Source organism: Streptomyces sp. NPDC005803 (genome assembly GCF_040630435.1).
Taxonomy (GTDB): domain Bacteria; phylum Actinomycetota; class Actinomycetes; order Streptomycetales; family Streptomycetaceae; genus Streptomyces.
The window spans coordinates 18,358-34,682 of the sequence record NZ_JBEXXO010000006.1 but is presented as its reverse complement, the minus strand read 5'-3'; the positions used below and the strand labels follow the sequence as shown (position 1 = coordinate 34,682).

Annotated in this window: 16 protein-coding genes and 1 pseudogene; 11 read left to right on the top strand and 6 right to left on the bottom strand. The window is 71.1% G+C overall.

Annotation, left to right across the window (positions count from 1 at the left end):
* Positions 1-87: 87 nt before the first annotated feature.
* The 5 genes from ABZ454_RS10685 to ABZ454_RS10665 all read right to left on the bottom strand — a co-directional run bounded on the left by ABZ454_RS10685 (position 88) and on the right by ABZ454_RS10665 (position 5,703).
* Positions 88-1,095 carry a DUF5914 domain-containing protein gene (locus tag ABZ454_RS10685; protein WP_359537178.1) on the bottom strand — a complete coding sequence of 336 codons (1,008 nt, stop codon included), beginning with the start codon at positions 1,093-1,095 and terminating at the stop codon, positions 88-90.
* Positions 1,092-2,087 (bottom strand): phytoene/squalene synthase family protein, encoded by a 996-nt coding sequence (locus ABZ454_RS10680; RefSeq protein WP_359537177.1) that lies wholly within the window; start codon positions 2,085-2,087, stop codon positions 1,092-1,094. Before ABZ454_RS10680 ends, ABZ454_RS10685 begins: the two co-directional genes overlap by 4 nt.
* A complete protein-coding gene (crtI, locus tag ABZ454_RS10675) occupies positions 2,074-3,642 on the bottom strand; it encodes a phytoene desaturase family protein (protein WP_356321863.1) in 1,569 nt (522 codons plus the stop codon). Before crtI ends, ABZ454_RS10680 begins: the two co-directional genes overlap by 14 nt.
* Complete coding sequence (locus tag ABZ454_RS10670) at positions 3,639-4,781, bottom strand: polyprenyl synthetase family protein (protein WP_359537176.1); 1,143 nt, start codon at positions 4,779-4,781, stop codon at positions 3,639-3,641. Before ABZ454_RS10670 ends, crtI begins: the two co-directional genes overlap by 4 nt.
* A 310-nt stretch (positions 4,782-5,091) precedes the next feature.
* Positions 5,092-5,703 (bottom strand): DNA starvation/stationary phase protection protein, encoded by a 612-nt coding sequence (locus ABZ454_RS10665; protein ID WP_356321865.1) that lies wholly within the window; start codon positions 5,701-5,703, stop codon positions 5,092-5,094.
* A gap of 340 nt (positions 5,704-6,043) precedes the next feature.
* Between ABZ454_RS10665 and ABZ454_RS10660 the strand changes: the two genes are divergently transcribed.
* From ABZ454_RS10660 to ABZ454_RS10635, 6 genes and pseudogenes are all read left to right on the top strand, one after another.
* Positions 6,044-6,280 (top strand): DUF2945 domain-containing protein, encoded by a 237-nt coding sequence (locus ABZ454_RS10660; RefSeq protein WP_356321866.1) that lies wholly within the window; start codon positions 6,044-6,046, stop codon positions 6,278-6,280.
* Positions 6,277-6,618, top strand: coding sequence for a DUF3140 domain-containing protein (locus tag ABZ454_RS10655; protein WP_359537175.1), 342 nt, complete (start codon positions 6,277-6,279; stop codon positions 6,616-6,618). Before ABZ454_RS10660 ends, ABZ454_RS10655 begins: the two co-directional genes overlap by 4 nt.
* A 245-nt stretch (positions 6,619-6,863) precedes the next feature.
* Positions 6,864-7,994: a spore photoproduct lyase family protein gene (locus ABZ454_RS10650; protein WP_359537480.1), complete on the top strand. Its 1,131-nt coding sequence runs from the start codon at positions 6,864-6,866 to the stop codon at positions 7,992-7,994.
* A 79-nt stretch (positions 7,995-8,073) separates the two neighbouring features.
* A pseudogene (locus ABZ454_RS10645) lies at positions 8,074-8,271 on the top strand (DUF6480 family protein); the annotation flags it as partial.
* 134 nt (positions 8,272-8,405) lie between these two features.
* A complete protein-coding gene (locus ABZ454_RS10640; protein WP_359537173.1) occupies positions 8,406-9,653 on the top strand; it encodes an NAD(P)/FAD-dependent oxidoreductase in 1,248 nt (415 codons plus the stop codon).
* 128 nt (positions 9,654-9,781) lie between these two features.
* Positions 9,782-10,654, top strand: a complete 873-nt coding sequence (locus tag ABZ454_RS10635; protein ID WP_356321870.1) for an oxygenase MpaB family protein — start codon at positions 9,782-9,784, stop codon at positions 10,652-10,654.
* 92 nt (positions 10,655-10,746) lie between these two features.
* Here ABZ454_RS10635 and ABZ454_RS10630 read toward each other — a convergent pair whose 3' ends face one another.
* A complete protein-coding gene (locus tag ABZ454_RS10630; RefSeq protein ID WP_359537172.1) occupies positions 10,747-11,598 on the bottom strand; it encodes an MBL fold metallo-hydrolase in 852 nt (283 codons plus the stop codon).
* Between the two features lie 554 nt (positions 11,599-12,152).
* Between ABZ454_RS10630 and ABZ454_RS10625 the strand changes: the two genes are divergently transcribed.
* The 5 genes from ABZ454_RS10625 (at position 12,153) to ABZ454_RS10605 (ending at position 16,217) form a co-directional block, all read left to right on the top strand.
* A complete protein-coding gene (locus ABZ454_RS10625; RefSeq protein WP_359537171.1) occupies positions 12,153-12,575 on the top strand; it encodes a MarR family transcriptional regulator in 423 nt (140 codons plus the stop codon).
* A 322-nt stretch (positions 12,576-12,897) separates the two neighbouring features.
* The gene (locus ABZ454_RS10620; RefSeq protein ID WP_359537170.1) at positions 12,898-13,173 is read left to right on the top strand and encodes a hypothetical protein; all 276 of its coding nucleotides are present in this window, start codon (positions 12,898-12,900) and stop codon (positions 13,171-13,173) included.
* Positions 13,174-13,438: 265 nt separating this feature from the next.
* Positions 13,439-14,281: an alpha/beta hydrolase gene (locus ABZ454_RS10615; RefSeq protein WP_359537169.1), complete on the top strand. Its 843-nt coding sequence runs from the start codon at positions 13,439-13,441 to the stop codon at positions 14,279-14,281.
* A gap of 27 nt (positions 14,282-14,308) precedes the next feature.
* Positions 14,309-15,028, top strand: coding sequence for a hypothetical protein (locus tag ABZ454_RS10610; protein ID WP_359537168.1), 720 nt, complete (start codon positions 14,309-14,311; stop codon positions 15,026-15,028).
* A 166-nt stretch (positions 15,029-15,194) separates the two neighbouring features.
* A complete protein-coding gene (locus ABZ454_RS10605; protein WP_359537166.1) occupies positions 15,195-16,217 on the top strand; it encodes a zinc-binding alcohol dehydrogenase family protein in 1,023 nt (340 codons plus the stop codon).
* Positions 16,218-16,325 lie beyond the last annotated feature (108 nt).

Genomic DNA, 16,325 nt, shown 5'->3' with positions numbered 1-16,325 from the left:
GACTGGAAGCACCAGCCGACCGGGGCCCCCGCGGCCTGCCGCGCGTAGCGGAGGAGGACGGGTGAGCGCCCCCGTGACGCGCTGCGCTCACCCTGGGAAGCGCCCCGTGCTGCGCAGCGCCCGGCGCCGTTCCGCGTACGCCAGGTCGTCGCGCCACAACCGGCCGGCCGTCCGGCGCATCAAGGGGCGCAGCACGGGCGCGACAGCCCGGGCGAGGGCGAAGCCGCGCCGGTCCGAAGTGGCGATGACGGCCTCGATCACGGCGGTTCGCGGCTGCTCGGCCGCCTCGCCGGTCAGCGGCGTGGCATGCGTCTCCACGACGGACGTGGCTCCCTCGCCCTCGGTGATGTGCATGACGACCGTGCGCGGCTCGGGCGCGGTGAACTCCACCCGGACGGGCACCACCAGCCGGTTGGTCACGCGGAAGGAGACGTCGACGACGAAGGCGTCGTCCTCCTCGTCGCGCGGCACCCGGACCACGGTGAGGTCGGCGAACGAGTACGGGTGGAACCAGGAGCCGTGCCACGGGTCGAGCCGGTTGGCGATCACGTCCTGAGGTTCGCACCGCCCCACCGCCGTGAACACGGCGTCCACCGCCCTGCCCGAGAGCGGCCGCACCGGCACGACCGGACGATCCGACGGGTCCTCGCCGCCGACCGCGTCCAGCCGGACCCAGAGCAGTACGCCGTCGTCGTGAGCCGGGTAGGGATCCCAGCCGGGGACCGGCTCACCGTCCAAGGCCAGTCCGTGCCAATGGCACACCAGCGTGCCGCACACCAGCCGGCTGTCGCGCAGGGGCGCGCCAAGGTGCGGGCAGGCGCCCGGGCCTGCGTGCAGGCCACCGGTGTCCGACCGCCACAGCACGATCTCGACGCCTCCCACCGTTCTGCCGTACGGGCGGTCGCCCGCGCGGACGTCGCGGGAGGCGCCGACGACGAACCAGTTGCCGGACGGGCGTGCCGAGGCCCGTTCGAGCGCGTCGGCGATCAGAGCCGGGCGGGCCTCCCGCCACGTCGGTGTCTGTGCCGCCCAGTGCGGCCTGCGGCGCCGCCGCAACGGCGGCGTCCAGCCGGTCCGGTCCGCCCGGTCGCTCACTGCGGAGGCCCTTTCGTCGCGGTCACGGTGTCACTTCTCCGCACCCCCCCACCAGCGGTGCGCGCACGCCACGACGCGCCCGCGATCTGCAGAAGACCGGCGGTGGCCGTGGCCGCGCGACGCTTCCGGGAGACCACCGCACGCCGATGCAGTACGGCGTGGCCCTGCTCCGCGATGGCGTCGAGGATGCCCCCGTACAGAGTGAACGCGGTGCGGATGCAGGGGCGTGTCCTCGGGTCGAGCATGGCGATGCCCGGTTCCGCGGCCCGGTACACCTCTCTGGTCATGGCCTCGGCGGCGACCAGCGCGGCGCGGATCCGCGGGTCGCCGCCGCCCGTGCGCCGGCTCCACTCCAGCAGCGGCCGGTCCACGCCGTGTGCGGCGAGCAGGTCCGTCGGCAGATAGACACGACCGCGGTCCAAGTCCTCTCCCACATCCCGCAGGAAGTTGGTCAGCTGGAACGCCACTCCCAGCGCCGCCGCGTGCGGCGCCGCCTCCTCGCGGGGAACGACGGTGCCGAGCACGGGCAGCATCTGCAGTCCGATCACCGCCGCCGAGCCGTGCATGTAGGCCTGCAGGTCGGCGAAGGTCGGATAGTGCGTGACGTGCAGGTCGCTGCGCATCGAGACCAGGAAGTCCGCGAACAGCGCCGGATCGATGTCGTAGCGGCCGACGGTGTCGGCAACGGCCCGGACCACGGGCTCGTCCCCGCCCCCGGTCCGCAACCCGTCCGCGAGGTCGCTCTCCACGCGCCGCAACAGGCGGTCCCGCTCCTCGGGCGTGCGGTGCCGGTCCACGTCGTCCACGATGTCGTCCGCCCAGCGGGCGAAGCCGTACAGCGCGTGTACGGCGGAGCGGCGTTCGACCGGAAGCAGCCGCGTGGCCAGGAAGTAGCTCTTGCCGTGGCAGGCGTTGAGATGTCGGCACTGCGTGTAAGCGGCGCGCAGCACGGGATCGGTGATGCCGGCGGCGTCCAGTTCACGCCGGGTCATGAGCGGCCTCCGCGGAGGGGGAGGCCACCCGTGAGACCCGCGACGCGGGACGGGTCCGGACCGGACGGCCCCGGCCGCCCCCGGTGATACGCGCTGCCGCGAGCTTGCCGCTGATGAGTACCGTCGGCACGCCGACCCCGGGAGTGGTCCCGCACCCGGCGAGGACGACGTTGTCCAGGTCGCGTACCAGGTTGCGCGGGCGGAACGGGCCGGTCTGGGCGAAGGTGTGGGAGACGGAGAAAGGGCTGCCGGCCGCGTGCCCCTGCGCCGTCCAGTCCCATGGGGTGACCAGCATCTCCTCCTGCACACTGTCCGCGAACCCCTCCAGGCCCCGGCGCTCCAGCTCGGCGACCAGACTGTCCCGGTAGCGCGGCCCCACGTCGCGCCACGCGGCAGCGGAGGGGCCCACATCGGTGTTCGGGCAGGGCGCCAGCACGTAGTGCAGGTGCCTGCCCGGCGGAGCCAGGGAGGGATCGTGTGTCGTCGGCCGGGTGATGAGCAGGGAGGGGTCACTCATCAGGTGGCCCGAGCGGGTCAGCTCGTCGAACGTACGCTCCCAGGCCGCACCGAACGAAAGGGTGTGGTGGGCGAGGCCGGGCCACGAACGGTCCGTCCCGGCGTGCAGGACCACAGCGGACGGTGAGTGCCGCAGCCCGACCATGCGCCGAGGGGCGCGCCCCAGCAACCGGTACGCGGCGGACAGCTCGCACGAGAGCACCACGGCGTCGCAGGCGATCCGTTCACCCGAGGCCAGGCGTACGGCACGGACCCGTCCGGCCGAGCGCTCCAACGTGGTGACTTCGTCGGACCAGTGGAACGCGGCGCCCGCACCGGCGGCCGCGTCCGCCATGCCCCGGGGAAGGGCGTGCATGCCGCCCTTCGGGAACCAGACGCCGGCCACGGTGTCCATGTAGGCGATCACCGCATAGGCCGCGAGAGCCCGGGCCGGGGCGACACCGGCGTACAAGGCCTGGAACGTGAAGACCCGGCGCAGACGAGGGTCGGTGAGGAAGCGGGCAATGCGTCGGTCCAGTCGCCCGAAGCCACCCAGCGCGGCCAGGCGGGCCAGGTCAGGGTGGAGCAGTTGGAGGGGCGAGTCCACGTTCGCGTCGATGAACCGCCGCATCTGCGCCCGGTAGAGCTGTTCCAGCCACGTGCGCAGTGCGCGATAGCCCGCCGCTTCGGCAGGTCCCGCGAAACGGCGTACCTCCGCTTCCATCGTCTCCCCGTCGGTGTGCACGTCGAGCGCACTGCCATCCGCGAAGCTCGCCCGGTAGGCGGGATGCAGAGCCGTCAGTTCGACGTGGCGGTCGAGGCGGTCGCCGACGGCGGCGAAGGCTTCGGCGGCCAGGTGGGGCATCGTCAGGACGGTGGGGCCGGTGTCCACCTGGTAGTCGCCGAGCCGCACTCGGCCGGCGCGACCGCCCGGGCCGGCCTCCCGCTCGACGACCGTCACCCGGCGGCCGGCGCCCAGCAGGTGCAGGGCACAGGCCAGTCCGGACAGGCCTGCCCCCACCACGACGACATGGTCCGTCGGCCCCGGAACCGCCCTCACGCGACCTCCCCGGTGCGCTCCGGGGCCCCGCCCGCGGCCTGTTCGACCAGCGTGGCGAATTCGCGCTGGACGCAGGCTTCGGCGCCTGTCCGTTCGAAGTGCTTCAGGCTGGTCGCCCGGAGATCCGTGATCTTCGACTCCACGACAGCCCGTGCCCCGGTCCGCTCCAGCGCCGCCCGCATCCCCTCCACGGCATCAGCTGAAGGCACGAGGCCACCCGGGGCGAGCGCCTCGGCGGATTCCAGGTCACCGGAGTCCTGGGCGAGCTGGAGACCGACGGCGAGCAAGTAGGTCAGCTTGCCCGTCCGCAGGTCGTCGTCGGCGGGCTTCCCCGTGAGCGCCGGGTCACCGAACGTCCCGAGGAAGTCGTCACGTAGCTGGAAGGCGAGACCGGCGCACCGGCCGGCGAGGCGCAGCGCCCGCAGCGTGGAGGGTGAGGCGTCGGCCAGGGACGCACCGAGCGCCAGTGGCCGCTCCACCGTGTAGAGAGCGCTCTTCAGCGTGGCAATGCTCATCGCCTCGTCGACGCCGCATGCCCCGGCGGCCTGGGCACGGATGTCCCGGTACTGCCCGGCCACCATCTCGCCGCGCATGGCCCGCCACTCCTGGTACAGCCGATGACCGTGCGCGGAGCCGAGCGCCGTCTCGGTCAGGAGATCGTCCGCCCAGGTCAGCGCCAGGTCGCCGGCGAGCACCGCGGCGGAGGTCGCGAACGCGTCGGGCGGGCCCGTCAGGCGGGCGGCCTCGTGCATGCGGGCGAAGTCCACGTGTATGGCAGGAGCGCCACGACGCAGCGGAGATCCGTCCATCACGTCGTCGTGAATGAGAGCGCACGCCTGTACGAGTTCGACGGCCGCACCGGTACGCAGGACCGCCGTGACGTCACCCACGCCGCCGGCCGCCCGCCAGCCGCACCACGTGAACGCGGTGCGCAGCCGCTTCCCGCCACGCAGGACGAACGCGGAGACTCGGTCGGCGACATCCTGGGCGAACACGGGATCGGTGTCACGGGCCCGGCGCAGTCCTTCGTCAAGGACCGACCGGAGCTCTGCCTCGACGGCACGAATGGCGTCCCGGGCCGTCTGCGGAATGTCGGACGACCGGATCGGTTCCGCCGCGGTGTGCCGCAGTCCCAGCATGTGCAACCCCTTCTGCTCGCGGCCACGTGCACACCCACGCTGCTGCCGGGGTGCCTTTGTGCGGTGCGTGGTTGATACCTCCCCTGTCCGGGGGGACACGGTGAGACCCTCACCCCATCGGCCCAGACGGCGGGCGTGTCCGCCGCCCGGCACATCACCGGTCGTCGTAGGCCAGCCCCCGGCGGTGGCGACCGGTGTTTCGTCGGGCGGCAGGTCTCGTGGGGCGGCGTCCGCCGCACGGCGGCCCCGCAGAGCCGGCGTCGGGCGTTCCGGTGCGCTCGTGCGCACACCGGAACCGGGTGTGAGCTGCTCAGGCCTTGGGGCGGCCGGTCTTCTTCGCCGTCCGCTTGGCTGCCGTCCTACGGGCGGGGGACGCGGCTTCGGCGGCCTGCCGCTCCGTCCTGGTGCCCGCCGTGGACAGGGAGCCGCCGGTGCTCTCCAGATGGGCCCGGACGAACCACTGGAACTGCTCCAGGGAGCGCAGGTGCTCGATGAGCAGGTCCTCGGTGACGGGGTCGATGTCGCCGGCCTTGCCGAGCGCAGACCGGTGCCCCGTGATGATGCCGGTGTAGACGAGGTCAAGGGCGCCCAGGTGTGCCATGGCGTCCGCGCGGCCGAGGCTGTAGTCGTCCCAGGTCCGCTCGGCGACCAGGATGCCAGGTGTGCCGTGTGGCTCGCCGCCGAGCGCGGAGATCCGTTCCGCCGTGTCGTCGGCCATCCCCCTGACCGCGGCGGTCTGAGGATCGAGCATCTCGTGGACGGCGATGAAGTGGGGGCCCACCACGTTCCAGTGAATGTGCTTGAGAGTGAGCGCCAGATCGTTGAGAGCGTGCAGGCGCATACTCAGGAGCGAGATGATCTGCTTGCTGTCCTTGGTACTGAGACCTGGAACGGTGTACTGCGGGCCACCGGCGACTGCCATGACTCTCCTTCGTGGGATGGATTGTGCGCCGTGTTGTGTGCCCTTTCACCGACGATCCTTAACCCTGGTCGCGGCAAGTGGAGTCAGTGTCCGCGCCCGTGCCGGGCCGGCCGCGCGGTGCCTTCGCCGGGTGACCTCCGCGACGGCGGCCACGACGGATGCGGGGCGCACCGCGTGGCGAACCCGCAGGTCGGCCCTGCCACGCCCGCTCAGCGCCGGGCCGAGCGGCGAAGCCACTTCCGTCGTGCACGAAGGATACGCAGCCACGATCCTGGAGGGGCCGGACCAAGCGCACGGCGGCTGGCGACCGGGCACCCGAGGACGACGGGAAGGACCCACCATGGCGAAGAACGACAAGAAGCTCTCCCAGGGCGACGACGTCACCTGGCGAAGCCATGGGCAGAAGGTGGAAGGCGCCGTGACCCGGAAGATCGAGAAGCGTGCCGAGGCGGCCGGCCGGACGGTGGACGCCTCCGAGGACGAGCCGCAGTACGAGGTGCGCAGCGCCAAGACGGGCAAGAAGGCCGTGCACCGTCCGGAGTCACTGCGCAGGAAGAAGAGCGGGGGCGGCTCATGAGTGCCCCGAAGGACGAGGAGCGCCAAGGGACGCTCGACCATTTCCATGACGCCGTCAACATGAGCGCCGGCGAACTGGAGAAGTGGCTCGGCACCGAGCAGTCACAGGAAGTGGGTCAGAAGGACGGAGGCCAGGAGTCCACCGGTCACGCGTCCGGCCGGCGGATCGTCCAGCTGCTCCGCACCCGTGAGGGTGACCTCGGCGACGATGACCTCGCGCACATGCGCAAGGTAAGCGGCTATGTCAGGCGGCACTTGGCGCAGCGCCCCGACGGTGACGTCCACGCCACGCGCTGGAGGCATTCCCTGATGAACTGGGGCCACGACCCGGAGAAGTAGCCGCACCGTCGGCCCGGGGCCCGATGCGTCACACAGAAGCGCCGGCCAAGGCGCGACAGGCCGACCGGGGCGGCATGACCATGAGGCAGGGAGCACGAGGGAGGGCGGCGGCCCGTCCCTCGACATGACGCACACTGGGGACAGGCCCGATCGCTGCGCGAGCACCCGCCACGGTCGCCGGGCGCAGAGGGGACAAGCACGTGAATCAGCCGCCGACGGAACACGGGTCGGGAGCGCCCCGGCAACTGTCACTCTTCGGCTGGGCGGACTCTTCGCCGGAGCAGACCGCGCGACCAGCTTTCCGGGACAGCCCGGAGGCACGCCGGATGCTCGACGTGCGAGAGGTCTACGCGGAGCCGGCCGCGCTCGACTCCCCGCGCGGCCGGCAGATCATGGCGCGGCTCCCCGGAGTAGGCGTGACCGAGGTCGAAAGCCACTGGCGCATCCCCGCCCTCCACGGCAACGACGGGAACATCGGCCGCTGGGTCCGTATCAAGACCGACACGCTCGTCCTCGGCGAGAAGCACACACTCCGGACACGCCCCAACGGCAGATCGGCCGACTGGATCGCCCCCGGGCCGTCGAACGGGTGCGCCATGGCCTGCGCCTACTGCTACGTCCCCCGCCGCAAGGGCTACGCCAACCCCATCACGCTGTTCACCAACATCGAGGCGATCGTGGCGCACATCCGCCGCCACGTGCGGGCCCAAGGCCCCAAGACGGAACCCAACCAGTGCGATCCGGAGGCGTGGGTCTACGACATCGGCGAGAACGGCGACTGTTCCGTCGACGCCCTGGTGTGCGACAACACGGCAGACCTCGTCGTCGCCTTCCGTGGCCTCCCCACGGCGAAGGCGTCCTTCGCGACGAAGTTCGTCAACCCCGACCTGCTGGCACTCGACCCACAGGGCCGTACCCGGGTGCGCTTCTCCCTCATGCCTCACCAGGACGCCCGGTTGCTCGACATCCGTACCAGCTCGATCGACGAGCGGATCGCGGCGGCCGCCGATTTCCTCGACGCCGGCTACGAGGTGCACTTCAACCTCTCGCCCGTCGTCCTGCGACCGGGATGGCAGGAGGACTGGGCCGACCTCCTCACCCGGCTCGACGACGTCCTGCCCGCCCGCGTGAAGCGGCAGGCGGCCGCCGAGATCATCATGCTGACCCACAACCAGGCACTCCACGAGGTCAACCTGGGCTGGCACCCCCGCGCCGAGGAGGTGCTGTGGCAGCCGGCCGCCCAGGAGACCAAGCGCTCGCAGAACGGAGCCGTCAACGTGCGCTACTCGCTGGACATCAAACGGGAGGCCCTGACCCGGATGCGCCAGTTGCTGGCCACTCACGCTCCATGGCTGCGCATCCGATACGCCTTCTGAGCGACAAGGCCGTCGGAAGCGCTGGGGGCGGTGACGAGGAGACGGGCGAGCATCCCGCGCTGCGGGAGCGACGGGGCGGAGAGAAGGTGGAGGTATGGCTATGTCACTGACTCCTCCGGGAGAGACACCACCGGCCGAGGGCTCCATCAGCGAAGTCCACCAGCAACCAGCGGATGGAGGCATGTGGGAACACCCCCGGTTCTGGGCAGGACTGATCCTGCTGGGATCGGTCTTCTTCGCGGCGTACTTCATCGGGCGGATATTCGGCTACGGATGACCCACCGCGCTCAGCGACGTGCGGCAGCCCCGTGACCCCCGGCCGCAGGACTCCGCCCTGTTGTGACGTCGCCCCGTCCCGGCCGGCTCTGCCGTCCCCGCCCGACCGCCCGGTTCAGCCCGAGGAGACGGATGATGAGCGCGCAGCGCCGTGAGGTCCCCGAAACGATCGTCGTCGGCGCCGGGCTCGCCGGCCTCGCGTGCGCGCTGGACCTCAGCCATGCCGGCCGGCGTGTACTCCTGCTGGAGGCGTCGGACGCCGTGGGCGGACGCATGCGCACGGACCGGTACGAGGGATTCCTGCTGGACCGCGGCTTCCAGGTGTTCAACACCTCGTACCCGCAGGTGAAACGCCGACTGAACCTGCGGGAGCTGAAGTTGCGACCGTTCACCCCCGGTGTGCTCGCTCGCACGTCGAAGGGCCTCGTACGTCTCGCCGACCCGACCCGGCGGCCCCGGGCGGCCGCGAGCCTGCTGCCCGGCGCGTTCCTCTCAGCTGGAGACCTCGCCGCGCTGGCCGCCCTCACCGCCCGTGACGCGTTGTTGCCCGTGCGTATGCTTCGGGGCGCACCGGACCGCTCGACATCCGATGCTCTCGCGCGAGCCGGGTTGTCGGCCCAGGCTGTCGACGACCTGCTGCGCCCTTTTCTGGCCGGGGTGTTTCTCGAGGACGAACTGGAAACCTCCGCCCGCTTCTTCCACTTGGTCTGGCGCAGTATGGCGCGCGGCACCCTGGCCCTGCCCGCCGCCGGCATCGGGGCCGTACCGGCACAGCTGGCAGACCGGCTGCCGGAGGGCGTCCTCCAGCTCGGCACTGCGGTGAGCGAGCTGACGGACGCCGGTGTGCTCCTCCAGGACGGCACCGAGCGGGCGGCCACCGCCGTCGTCCTGGCCACGGAGGCGACCACGGCCCGCCGGCTCCTGCCCGGCCTGTCCGTACCGGACGGCCGCACCGTCACCACCTACTACCACTGCGCGGACCGGTCGCCACTGCGTGAACCCACCCTGGTCGTCGACAGCAGTCTGACCGTGCTGAACACGTGCGTCCTCAGCGAGGTCACGCCTGCCTACGCCCCGGCGGGCTCCGCTCTCATCGCCACTTCGGTACTGGGCGGAGACGGGCCCGGCAGGGAGGCTGCGGTGCGGAGGCGTCTGGCCGAGCTGTACGACACCGACACCGGCATGTGGCAGGGCCTGGCCGCCTACACCGTTGCAGGGGCCCTGCCGGCGATGCGACCGCCATGGCCGCTGACCCGCAGCAGCAGATTCGCCCCGAAGCGTTACGTGTGCGGCGACCATCGGGCCACCGGCTCGGTGCAGGGCGCCCTGGCCTCCGGATCTCGCGCGGCGCGCGAAGTGCTGGCGGACCTGGCAGGCGGATGACGCGCTGGAGACGGGACAGGGCAGGAGCGTCTGTCATGCCGCTTCGGCCGTCGCCTGCCGTTCCTGCCGCGACCGTGTGAGGCGCGCGGGGCTCGCCCGGGCCGGAACCGCAGGCGCATACTGGCCCCATGGACTCGTCCGCACGTGCACTGGCACACCTGCGCGAGCGGCTCGGCGGCGCCGTCTTCGCGCGGGTCGCCGGCCCGGCGGGGCCGGAGAACCGCGCACGTATCCACGAGACACCCGGGCCGCGATGGTTCGGCCCCGACCGGCCGATTCGCACGGTTCACGGCGATGCGTCCATGTTCATCGGCGGGCTCCGGGCCCTCCTCCTCCAGTCCCTGCACCCCTTGGCCATGGCGGCCGTGGACGCCCACTCCGGTTTCCGCGGTGATCCCTGGGGACGGCTGCAGCGCACCAGTACCTTCCTCGCCGTCACCACGTACGGAACGGCGGAGCACGCGCAGCAGGCGGTGGACCGAGTGCGGGCGGTGCACAGCCGAGTGAGCGGTACGACCTCGTCCGGAGAACGTTACGAAGCGGCCGACCCGCACCTTCTCGGCTGGGTGCACGCCGCCGAGGCCGACAGTTTCCTCTACGCCCACCAGCACTTCGGAGCCAAGCCGCTCGACGCCGCCGGGTGCGACGGCTACGTAGCCGACCTGGCACGGGTGGGGGAAGCACTCGGCGTCGTCGACCCCCCGCGCACGCGCAAGGAGCTCGACGCCCGGCTCGCGGCCTACCGTGGTGAGCTGCGACGGACGAAAGAAGCACGCGAGGCAGCGCACTTCATCCTGCTGCACCCGCCGCTGCCCTGGGTCGTCCGCGCACCCTACGGTCTTCTCGCCGCGAACGCGGTCGCCTCACTGCCCCTGTGGGCCCGACGCTCGCTGGGGCTGCCCCGACTGCCGGGCCCCGCGGAAGCCTGCGTGCCGCCGACCGGGCGCGCACTCACCGCAGCGATCCGCTGGGCCATGACCTCACCGGGCACGCCGTCGTGACCGTATCCGTCCGTCGTGACCGCACGGCCGTGGCCGGACAGCGGCTTCACCGCCACTGAGTCGGCGAGCCACGCCGGTACGCGTCACGGGCGTCACTCGGCCCAACGACCCACCGCGGTGAGCCAGGCGATGCCAGGGTTGAGCCACGCGGGGAACCTCCGCACCATCGTCTCGAAGTACTCGGCACGGCTGCCGGCGGAGGCGAAGACCTCCGCGGCCGCATGCAGGTACGCGCGGGTGTCGTCGATGATGGACGCCGGATCGTCGCGCTCCGGGTTCTTGTGTCCGGCCACGACGACGGACGGGGCGACCGCGGCCACGGCGTCGATCGCGCGGAGCCAGCTGTCGATGCCGTGCTCACCCGCCTCCGAGAGGTACTGGTGCACCTGGTTGTAGACGACATCACCGCTGACGACCAGGTCCAGTGACGGCACGTGCAGGAACGTGGTGTGCTCGGTGTCGGTGTGCCCGGCGGGGTGGGGGAGGAGCCGGTGCCCGTCCACCTCCAGGCCGTCCTCCGGCACGGGCTCAGCGATGAGCGGGGTGTCGCCGATCAAGCCCGGGAACGCCGCTAGCCAGAACGGGTTCGGCTGCCCGCCGGGGGTGGTCCGCTCCATTTCCGCGATCGCCTCGGGCGTGGCCCACACCGTGGCATCCGGGAACTGTTCCCGCACGGGTGTGGTGGCGTACCAGTGGTCACCGTGAGCGTGCGTGAGGTAGACGCCGGTGATCGTACGACCGAAACCGGCGGCCCATTTCGCGACGGCCACACCTTGTTCCGTCGTCAGACCCGGGTCGACGAGGACCGCCTCGCGAGGACCGTAGATGATCGTGGTGGACAGCGGGGACCACAGCATCGGACCGCCGTCAGGCCGAGGGGGCAGCGCGGCCGGCGCCAGCGGCTGCATCGGAGCGACGTGTACTGCGTAGGCCAGGGACGTCATGGGGTACCTCTCACCTGGTCAGGACGGGCGGCGATCGTTGCTGCCCCTTCCCGGGCATGCGCGGTCGGGTGTGGGTACCCGCTCCGTGTCGGTCGCCGCCGGCGTCCCGGGGACATGGGGGGAAGCGGCGGGATGACCCAGGTTCGCCTCCCGGCGAGTCACCGCGACCCGCCGCCGCACATTCTGCCGTTCGGTGAGCGAAACCCTCCCGCCCCGTGATCGGCACGGGCCGTTGGGGCAGCCCTTCTGCCCGGACACGCACCGGCCACAGGCGACGGAGCGGTGCGCGACGACGCCCGCTGACGTCTGCGCCCCGCACACCCCGAACTGCAACAGCCGCTCTGCACATGTCCCGTGGCCGGGGTGGACCTACGCCTCGTGGACCGCACACCGAGGCCCGCCGGCGGCGGTCACGTCGTCCTCACCGCACCGTGACCGCAGGCCGATGGCCGGCAGCCGGGGTGGGGTCAGTTGACTGATGCCCCGGCATATTCCGAAGGCGACCCTGGTGTGACCAAGCGGTGTTGCCTTGAGCATGTACTTCAGGAGGACCCATGGCCATGCCGACGCAGTTCGAGGAACTGGCCCGTCAGCTCACCGCCGTCGCCGTCGTCAGACGTGACATCCACCGCGTCCTGCCGTCCGACTGTCCGGGCGGCCCGACCACCGTGCTGACCCTGCTCGGCAGCCACGGCGACATGTGCGTGAGCAAGCTCGCCGAACTGCTCGCCGCCGAGCTGTCAGTGACTCGCCGCCACGTTGCGTACGCCGCCGCGCGCGGCTGGATCGAGCGGCTGCCGGATCACGCGGACAGGAACGCGCGCCTCCTGCGTCTCACGCCCGCCGGAGTGTGCCGGCTCGACGAACTCTCCAGGCTGTCCATCCGCCTTCTCGCCGACCGGCTGAGCCACTGGACCGAGGAAGAGGTCGGTCAGCTCATCGGCCTGATGGCACGGCTGCACGCCAGCTTCAGCTGACTCCGGCCCGCCCTCGGCGTGCCCGTCCGCGACCGCGGACGGCTGGACCACCCGCGCACACCTCGAAACGCGCCCGCGCGACAGCCCATGGCCACACTGAGTTGCGCGCGTACGCCGAGCGGGCTGACTGACTCGACGCCGCCACGTCGCTCCAACCGCCCAAGGCGTCATCTTCGGGCACGAGAACTGCACGTTGGTGTCAGCGCCTCGGGTGATGTGGGTGTCCCGGGCGCGCTCGGGTATACGTGTGAGGGTTGCATGGCGGCTTCGAAGACGTGAGATGTGCCGTCCACGAGCAGTACCGGAAGGGAATCGGGACGACGTGAACATCGAGATCGAAGCCGGGGTGACGGCTGGAATCGCGGAAGACGGGGCGCTCACCTTGCTGTCGCCCCAGGGCGCGCCCTACTTCTACGCACCCGAGGCCAGCGCCATCTGGATCGCCCTGCGCCAGTCCGGCGGCGACCTGCGCGCCGCCGCCGCGGAGGTGGGAGCCGCGTGCGGGACCGATGTCGCGGAGGTGCGCCACCTCATGGAGGAGCAGGTGCTGGACTGGCAGCGGGCAGGCCTGGTGAAGGTGTCGTCGGCGCGCCCGTAGGTCGGCTGACACCGCGGCCGGTGACGTCGGTGGTCGCAGGGGGAACCCGTCGAGCCCGGCCGGACCACCGGCCGGGTGCCCCCGGCCTTTCGCATCCTGTCGGCGGGTCAAGACACTGACCACAAAAATTCCACTCCCCGTCGACATGCTGAGTGGGCGGCTGGACGTGGCGCAGAGCCCGAACCGCCGACAGCCGCCGGCGCGGACCGTTCCGCAACGGACGGCGAGCCCCCGGATTTCGATCCCCCCAGAGCAGGGAGAACCCATGAGCACCGTCACCCATCACACCGCGCCCACTCAGTTCGTCGAGGAGGACGGTGTCCGCTATGCCTACCGCCGGCTCGGGTCCGGCGGTGAGGTGCCGCTCGTCATGCTGCAGCACTTCACCGGCAACCTCGACAACTGGGACCCGGCCCTCGTCGACGCCCTGGCCGCCGAGCGTGAGGTCATCCTGGTGGACTACCCGGGGGTCGCGTCCTCCACCGGCACCCCCGCGGTCACGATCGCCCAGATGGCGCAGCAGATGATCACGTTCACCGCCGCGCTGGGCCTGGACCGCATCGACCTGCTCGGCTTCTCGATCGGCGGGTTCGCCGCGCAGGACATGGCGCTGATCAGGCCGCGTCTGATCCGCCGCCTTGTGCTTGCCGGGACCGGCCCGAAGGGCGCGCCGGGCATGCACGGCTGGCGCGAGGACATCGAGAGGCACGCCCGTGCCGAGGCGCCCACCGGCGAGGATCTGCTCTACATCTTCTTCGCTCACACCGAGACCAGCCAGGCCAAGGGCGTGGAGTTCCTCGGCCGGTTCCTGGCCCGGACCGAGGGCCGGGACGTGCCCAGCAGCCTCGCCTCGCGCGACGCGCAGTACGACGCCGTGCTGGAGTGGGGCATTCCCGACCACTCCGCGCTGCAGCGCCTGACCGGTATCCAGTGCCCGACGCTCGTCATCCAGGGCGACAACGACCTGATGATTCCGACCAAGGGCAGCTACACACTGGCCGGTCTGATCCCGGACGCACAGATCAGCATCTATCCCGACGCGGCCCACGCGTCCCTGTTTCAGTACCCGGCCGAAGTCGCCAAGGACGTCAACGCGTTCCTCGGCTGAGCCGCCCCACTTCATTTGGAGAACAAAATGTCCGACCTGCTCAGCACCATCTTCGACGCATACGGTGGCCGCTCCCGCTGGGAGGAGGCCAGCCGGATCACCGCCCGCCAGTTCTTCGGTGGCGCCCTGTGGGGCATGAAGGGGCACCCCGGCGCCCTGAACGATGTCGACGTCACCGTCGACCTGCGCCGCGAGTACGTGTCGCAGAAGCCGTTCTTCCACCCCGATCACCACACCTCGTTCTCGGCCGGGCGCGTGGCGGTGGAGGACTCGGACGGCAACGTGATCGAGGAGCTGATAGACCCGCGCGCCTCCTTCGAGGGGCACACGTTGATGACCCCGTGGAACAGGCTGCAGCTGGCCTACTTCTCGGGCAGCGCCATGTGGACCTATCTGGCGGAGCCACTGTCGTTGACCTACCCGGGGGTCCGGACGGAAGAGATCGATCCGTGGACCGAGGACGGGGAGAAGTTCCGGCGTCTGCACATCGTCTTCCCTGAGAGCATCGCCACGCTCAGCACCGAACAGACCGTGTACGTCGACACCGACGGCCTGATCCGCCGACGGGACTACAGCGTCGAGATCGCCGGGAACACCCCCGCGGCCCACTACGTCTCCGGCCACCAGGAGGTGTCGGGCCTGGTCATCCCCACCAAGCGGGAGATCTACAGCCGGGACGAGAACGGCCACAAGATCCCCGACCCGCTGGTCGTCTCGGTGGGGCTGGAGAACGTCGCGGTGTCCTGACACGCGCGGGACACTGCGCATGGTGACGCCGGCGGCGGCCGGCGTCACCATGCGCAGTGAGGAAGGGGCGTGCAGTGCCTCGAGTCGGTCTGCCCCAGGGCCGGCCCGGCCGGGGCGCCCAGTGGCCCCGCCCCACCAGAATCATCCAAGCAGGAGGAACTTACGAATGACCACCATGATGCGTGCCGTTGCCTGCCGTGAGCCCCTGCCGGTGACCGACGACGAGTGTCTTCTCGACGTCGAGCTCCCGGTGCCCGAGCCCGGTCCCCGGGACCTCCTCGTCCGGGTCCAGGCCATCGCCGTCAACCCGGTCGACTACAAAATCCGCCAGAACGAGCGTCCGGGCGGTGACGAGCGGGTTCTGGGCTGGGACGTGGCGGGCACGGTCGTGGCGACAGGCTCCCAGGTGGAGTGGTTCACACCGGGTGACGAGGTGTTCTATGCCGGAGCCCTCGACCGGCCGGGCGCCAACTCCGAGTACCACACGGTCGACGAGCGCCTGGTCGCCCTGAAGCCCACCACGCTGACGTTCGCAGAGGCGGCGGCGCTGCCGCTGACCTCGCTCACCGCGTGGGAGGGTCTCTTCGAGCGGCTCGGTCTGCACCACGACCTGCTCGACGAGACGGGTTCGCTGCTGGTGACGGCCGCCGCCGGCGGTGTGGGGGCCATGGTCGGCCAACTGGCCAACGCCCTGACCGGACTGACGGTGATCGGGACGGCTTCCCGCCCGGAGACGGTCGACTTCGCCCGCCGGATGGGCGCCCACCACATCGTGAACCACCACCGGCCGCTGCAGCCGCAACTGGCGGAGGTGGCCCCGAACGGCATCGGCCACGTCTTCAGCACCGCGGGAACCGAGCGCAACCTGGCCACGTACGCCGAGGTGCTCGACCCGCTCGGAAAGATCGTCGCGATCGATGACTTCGAGGCCCTGCCCATCGGTCTGCTGAAGCCGAAGAGCATCAGCTTCCACTGGGAGTTCATGTTCACCCGGTCCCTGTTCCGGAGCGCCGACATGGACCGGCAGCGCAAGATCCTCACCCAGGTTGCCCGGCTGGTGGACGCCGGCATCCTGGTCAGCACCGCTACCAGGGATCTGGGCCCCGTCAACGCGTCGAATCTGCGCGAGGCCCACAAGATCATGGAATCAGGGAAGGCCATCGGCAAGATCACTCTCACGGGTTTCTGACGGCACGTGCGCCCGACGCGCGAGTGACGGGCGTGCCGGCCGGCTGAGGAGGGCGAACGCGAGGTCGATGGCCGCCGTTCACAGCTCCCTGTGCGGCGACGTCGGGAG

Excerpts from the sequence above, each read along its gene's own strand:
- ABZ454_RS10680 (WP_359537177.1), bottom strand. The coding sequence starts at position 2,087 with ATGACCCGGCGTGAACTGGACGCCGCCGGCATCACCGATCCCGTGCTG.
- ABZ454_RS10670 (WP_359537176.1), bottom strand. The coding sequence starts at position 4,781 with ATGCTGGGACTGCGGCACACCGCGGCGGAACCGATCCGGTCGTCCGAC.
- ABZ454_RS10665 (WP_356321865.1), bottom strand. The coding sequence starts at position 5,703 with ATGGCAGTCGCCGGTGGCCCGCAGTACACCGTTCCAGGTCTCAGTACC.
- ABZ454_RS10660 (WP_356321866.1), top strand. The coding sequence starts at position 6,044 with ATGGCGAAGAACGACAAGAAGCTCTCCCAGGGCGACGACGTCACCTGG.
- ABZ454_RS10655 (WP_359537175.1), top strand. The coding sequence starts at position 6,277 with ATGAGTGCCCCGAAGGACGAGGAGCGCCAAGGGACGCTCGACCATTTC.
- ABZ454_RS10640 (WP_359537173.1), top strand. The coding sequence starts at position 8,406 with ATGAGCGCGCAGCGCCGTGAGGTCCCCGAAACGATCGTCGTCGGCGCC.
- ABZ454_RS10635 (WP_356321870.1), top strand. The coding sequence starts at position 9,782 with ATGGACTCGTCCGCACGTGCACTGGCACACCTGCGCGAGCGGCTCGGC.
- ABZ454_RS10630 (WP_359537172.1), bottom strand. The coding sequence starts at position 11,598 with ATGACGTCCCTGGCCTACGCAGTACACGTCGCTCCGATGCAGCCGCTG.
- ABZ454_RS10625 (WP_359537171.1), top strand. The coding sequence starts at position 12,153 with ATGGCCATGCCGACGCAGTTCGAGGAACTGGCCCGTCAGCTCACCGCC.
- ABZ454_RS10615 (WP_359537169.1), top strand. The coding sequence starts at position 13,439 with ATGAGCACCGTCACCCATCACACCGCGCCCACTCAGTTCGTCGAGGAG.
- ABZ454_RS10610 (WP_359537168.1), top strand. The coding sequence starts at position 14,309 with ATGTCCGACCTGCTCAGCACCATCTTCGACGCATACGGTGGCCGCTCC.
- ABZ454_RS10605 (WP_359537166.1), top strand. The coding sequence starts at position 15,195 with ATGACCACCATGATGCGTGCCGTTGCCTGCCGTGAGCCCCTGCCGGTG.